Source organism: Flavobacterium sp., from assembly GCF_029242675.1.
In the GTDB taxonomy this organism is placed as follows: Bacteria; Bacteroidota; Bacteroidia; order Flavobacteriales; family Flavobacteriaceae; genus Flavobacterium.
Genome location: NZ_JAQWTM010000327.1, coordinates 1 through 4,712, shown reverse-complemented (window position 1 = coordinate 4,712; position 4,712 = coordinate 1). Strand labels below are relative to the sequence as shown.

The window sequence follows — 4,712 nt, the reverse complement described above, 5'->3', positions numbered from 1 at the left end:
GATTAGTATCATGGTGTATGCCTTTGTTATTCACGCACGCTTCGTGCCTGCTTTGAGAGGTAAATGGATTTTTAACCTAATGAGTATGTTTGCTTTCGTATCGATCTTATTCACGTATTACGGAGTTAATTTTCACTTGGTAGGTTTGCACTCGTACGCAAGTGGAGAGGCTCATTCGCTAAGTTGGATTTGGTATTCACTAGGAACGATTTCGCTAATAGGAGCATTAGCTTATCCTAAATACAAGAAATTTTATAAAAAGTAATAGTTCGATTTAATAGTCGTAAAAAAGGGGTCAAACGAATAGTTTGACCCCTTTTGTATTGATAGTGTTTTAGAAACGTTCTGCTTTAAATATTTCAGCAACCGCTGCTTCATAGTTACGAATGCTTTTTGCTTTTTTTATCTTCTTGTGTACCTTATGTGGGTCTTTGAATATAACAGAGAAGTACTCCCATAAATGGTGCATTTTTAGTAAAATATGCGTTGCACCTGATAAGGACTCACTATAACCGGCATATAAAGTATCATGAAATTCACTAAGAAGATCTACTTTGTTTTTAGGATATTCAACCGTATCATTTTTAATCATTGTTGGTAAGAATGGATCTGCAATTAATCCGCGGCCTATCATCCAATGGTCGATAGTTGGAAATCGGTCCTGCATTTCTTTGAACTTGGTTACCGTGGCAATATCGCCGTTGTAGTATAATTTTACATTGCTTTGGTCTACACAAGTTTGGAAAGCGTCTAAATGAACGCCCCCTTTATAGAGCTGTTTACCCAATCGAGCATGAACAGCGACATTTTTTACTTGATATTTTTCTAAAATAGGTAAAACATCTAAAATCTCGTCGGTAGTATCATAGCCCAATCTCATTTTCATGGATACAATAATGTCCGATTCGTTTTGTACTTTATGTAATATTTGTTCAATTTTTTCTGAATTTTTAATCAATCCAGAACCCATGCCGCATTTAGTAACCATAGGGTAGGGACAACCTAAATTCCAATTTAGTTCCTTATAACCTAACTCTTGCACATATTTTGAAACAAACAAAAATTCATCAGCATCATTAGTGATGATTTGTGGAATAAGTTCAGTAACGGTATTGTTTTCAGGTAACAAATCTCTTTGGTAAGAAGATTTGATAATTAATTTACCATTCAAGCGGATGTAAGGAGCGTAATAAGTATCGATACCACCAAAGAACTTGTGTTGGGCGTTTCTAAATCGGTAATCAGTAAAACCTTGTAAAGGTGAGGATAATAGGGTATAACTCATGAAAAATGTAATTGTGCAAATATAGTCAATGCAATCTAGAAGTAGTACAAACAAAAAAAGACTTTCAGAAGAAAGTCTTTTTTGATATAAATCTATTTTGTTTTATACTTTTCCTAAAGTATATAGTTGTTCCATTGTAGGTGATAAACTTCCTCCTGCTGGTTCAAGTGTGATTCCAAATGCTTCAGCATCGCCGGTATTGCTCACAGCAAACATGCGTTGGGTGTTGCTATCAAACTTATCCAATAAACCAATACTTGTAGGTGTTAGAGGATTCAGTTTTAAGGCCCAAACTTGGTACACCATTCCCTTTGGAGGTTCAGGTAAACCTGCTGCATCCACATATACAACTTGAGTTTCTTTGTTCCAATACACTTTAGCAGAAGACTCTGGCGCAACAGCCTGTCCGCCCAACGCTACAACAGTGTTATTTACATCTCTAATGATTGCTAAGCTAGTCTCTGCTGCCTTATTTTGTAAAGTCAAGGTGTTTAACTCTTGCTCTAATTTTACTTTTTCAGTATTCGAATTGGCTACTTGCGTAGTAGTTTGGTCTAGTTGATTGTACTGGAAACCAATTCCAACCAATAAAACTATTGCTGCAGCCCATCCCACGTACTGTCCCCAGTTTGTTTTTGGCTGCAATGGAATTACTTTAGAGTACTTCAATTCTAGTTTTTCTCTTATTTTATCAAAATTTGCCGCAGATAGGAATGGTGAAAAACTTGATGATAGAGAGACAATAGATTTCTCTATAGCAACAATTTCACTCCTGATTTCTGAGCTTTCTTTTGCTTTTAGTGCTACTTCTTCATTTTCGGACTCTGTAAGTAGTCCGTAAACAAAAAGTTCTAAAATACCTGATTCTATATATTCTTTTGTTTCCATTATACGTTTAGATAATTTCTTAAATCATTAATACAATTACGATTGTGAGTTTTTACTGTCCCTAAAGGAATCGCTAACTCATCAGAGGCCTCTTGCTGAGTATATCCTTTAAAAAACAATAAATCTATAATTTGTATACATTTTGGTTTTAGTCTTTTTACAAAATCTTGTAAACCAATTGTGTCCATTTTATTACCAAGTTTATTGGTGTCCTCAAAGTGATTTACGAAATTATCTGAAGATAGGTTTTTTTGCGTATTGTTAAAGTTTTTAGAACGTAACTTATCGATGGATGTATTCCTTGCAATATTCAAGATCCAAGTATAGAAACGACCTTTACTTTCATTGTAAGAATCTATGTTTTTCCAAATTTTAACAAACACCTCTTGAAGCACGTCTTCGGCTTCCTCCCGATTTTTGACTAAAACATTGATCACTGAAAACAAACTTTTGGAGTACATATCATATAGATGTGTAAAAGCCCTTTCGTCTTTTTTATATACTAATTCTAACAATTCTTCTTGTGTCATATACTTTTATTTACAAATTGCAGTTGGATAGATGCCCTAAACGATGGAGTAAATTTAGTAAATATCCCTCATATATAGCTACTGTTCCCTAAAATATCACGTGATTTAAGGTATTGTTGTATTCTAAAGGTCTGTAGGTGATGCAAAAAAAAAGTTTCAAAATTAAAACCACTTATCACAAAATATCGTAAATAAAATTGTAGTGTTTGATTTTTAACGGCGTCAGGATCTAATTTCATTGAAAATAAGTGCTTTAAAAGTAGGTTGTAGTTAAATCACCAAAGCTAGGATTTTGACGAAAAATCATTTTGATATTCCGATTTTTTAAGATTAAAAGTAGCGACCAGGTAAAGAAAATATTTTGGAAAGCGCACATTTTGTTAGCAAAGGGGATTTTGTATTCGCAAAATGTGTTGTCTTCCCAATAGAAATAAAATAATACTACTCAAAGATATGCTAAGAACGTATTGCGTTTTTGATAGCTGCTATTTGTTTTCCAAATCACGAGATAATTTGGACTAGTACCACAACAAATAGCAGTTATTAAACAAGGGTTGAAATAAAGATTTAACGTGGGATTTATTATTTTGAAATCCCAAATTGCTGGCAAATAAGGTAATCTAAATGCTACTTTATCCATTCAATGGGTAATAAAATATCACACCAGAACGGATTGTTTGTTTTGTTAGTTAAGCCTAACGTTCTTTTTTTGAACGTTGGGCTTTTTTTTAACTATTGTTTGACCTGAAAAAAGCTATTATTGCCAGTCTATTTATTATCAATTAGTTTAATTTTGTTAAAAGAAGTGAAATGAAAAATGGACTTTTAATTGTTGTTCTTTCAATACTATTTTTAGGTTGTCAAAACAAATCGAAAACCAATAAAGAAATTAAAAATAAAACAGAACAGACTATGCATAAAGAAAACCTACATCAATTTAAAGTAGTAGACTTGTCAGGAAATGAATTTGATTTCTCTACTTTAAAAGGTAAAAAAGTGATGATTGTAAATACAGCTTCAAAATGTGGTTTAACACCTCAATATGAGGGTTTAGAAGCGATTTATAAACAATATCAAGATCGGAATTTTATTGTAATAGGCTTTCCAGCCAACAACTTTGGAGCACAAGAACCAGGAACTAATACCGAAATCGCGGCTTTTTGTAAACGAAACTATGGTGTTAGCTTTCCAATGATGGAAAAAGTATCTGTAAAAGGGGACGATATGTGCGCTGTTTATCAGTTTTTGACTCAAAAAGCAAAAAACGGTGTTGCGGATTCAGATGTTGAATGGAATTTTCAAAAATATTTGATTAATGAAAAAGGAGAGCTCGACAAGGTTATAAAACCACAAGTCGCACCAAATGATCCTGTAATAACAAATTGGATCGAAGGATCCTAAGGTTTAAGATTTTAAAAATGGCTTTTCTAAACAGAAAAGCCATTTTTTTATTCTAGTAGTAACTGCACAAAAACAGAGTGTAACCAACGATCAAATTTATATCCGGATTCCTTAATGATTCCAACGGTTTTAAAACCAAATTTTTCATGGAAATCAACGCTGCTTTGGTTTTCAGCGTCAATGACTCCAATCATCGTATGTAATCCTTGCTTTTTAGCAATTGCAATTAACTCCGTTAGTAGCAACTTACCAATGCCTTTTCCGTTATGTTCTTTTTGGACGTAGACGGAATGTTCGACAGTAAATTTATAAGCTTCTCTAAAACGAAACTCACTGTACATTCCATAACCTACTGCCGCACCATCAAGTTCAGCTATTATTACCGGAAAGCCTTTGGCAATCTTATCGTCAAGGATCGCTTTTTGCTGTTCAAAGCTCCTCGTATTGTAATCGTACAAGGCTGTAGAGTGTAAAATATTATAGTTGATGATGTCTAAAATAGCTTGCGTGTCCTCTATTTGGTAAGGTCTAATTTTTATTTCCATTACAATCGTAAATTTTGCTTTCAAATTTAAGAAAACTATTTAAGAATAAGGAAAAACCTTTAC

The 4,712-nt window shown here is 33.4% G+C and carries 6 protein-coding genes; 2 read left to right on the top strand and 4 right to left on the bottom strand.

Annotation, left to right across the window (positions count from 1 at the left end):
* Nucleotides 1-265, top strand: a 265-nt coding sequence (locus tag P8M54_RS11995) for a hypothetical protein (RefSeq protein WP_300288114.1), incomplete at its 5' end; no start/stop codon positions are given.
* Between the two features lie 69 nt (nt 266-334).
* Here P8M54_RS11995 and P8M54_RS11990 read toward each other — a convergent pair.
* The 3 genes from P8M54_RS11990 to P8M54_RS11980 form a co-directional block, all read right to left on the bottom strand.
* A complete protein-coding gene (locus tag P8M54_RS11990) occupies nt 335-1,285 on the bottom strand; it encodes a tRNA-dihydrouridine synthase family protein (RefSeq protein WP_300288113.1) in 951 nt (316 codons plus the stop codon).
* 102 nt (nt 1,286-1,387) lie between these two features.
* Nucleotides 1,388-2,173 carry an anti-sigma factor gene (locus P8M54_RS11985; protein ID WP_300288112.1) on the bottom strand — a complete coding sequence of 262 codons (786 nt, stop codon included), beginning with the start codon at nt 2,171-2,173 and terminating at the stop codon, nt 1,388-1,390.
* A complete protein-coding gene (locus P8M54_RS11980) occupies nt 2,173-2,703 on the bottom strand; it encodes an RNA polymerase sigma factor (RefSeq protein WP_300288111.1) in 531 nt (176 codons plus the stop codon). Before P8M54_RS11980 ends, P8M54_RS11985 begins: the two co-directional genes overlap by 1 nt.
* 810 nt (nt 2,704-3,513) lie before the next feature.
* On the opposite strand from P8M54_RS11980, the gene P8M54_RS11975 reads away from it, so the two are divergent.
* Complete coding sequence (locus P8M54_RS11975; RefSeq protein ID WP_300288110.1) at nt 3,514-4,104, top strand: glutathione peroxidase; 591 nt, start codon at nt 3,514-3,516, stop codon at nt 4,102-4,104.
* Nucleotides 4,105-4,151: 47 nt separating this feature from the next.
* On the opposite strand, the gene P8M54_RS11970 is transcribed toward P8M54_RS11975, so the two are convergent.
* Entirely contained in the window at nt 4,152-4,649 is a 498-nt protein-coding gene (locus tag P8M54_RS11970) for a GNAT family N-acetyltransferase (protein ID WP_300288109.1), read from the bottom strand.
* Between the last annotated feature and the right edge of the window lie 63 nt (nt 4,650-4,712).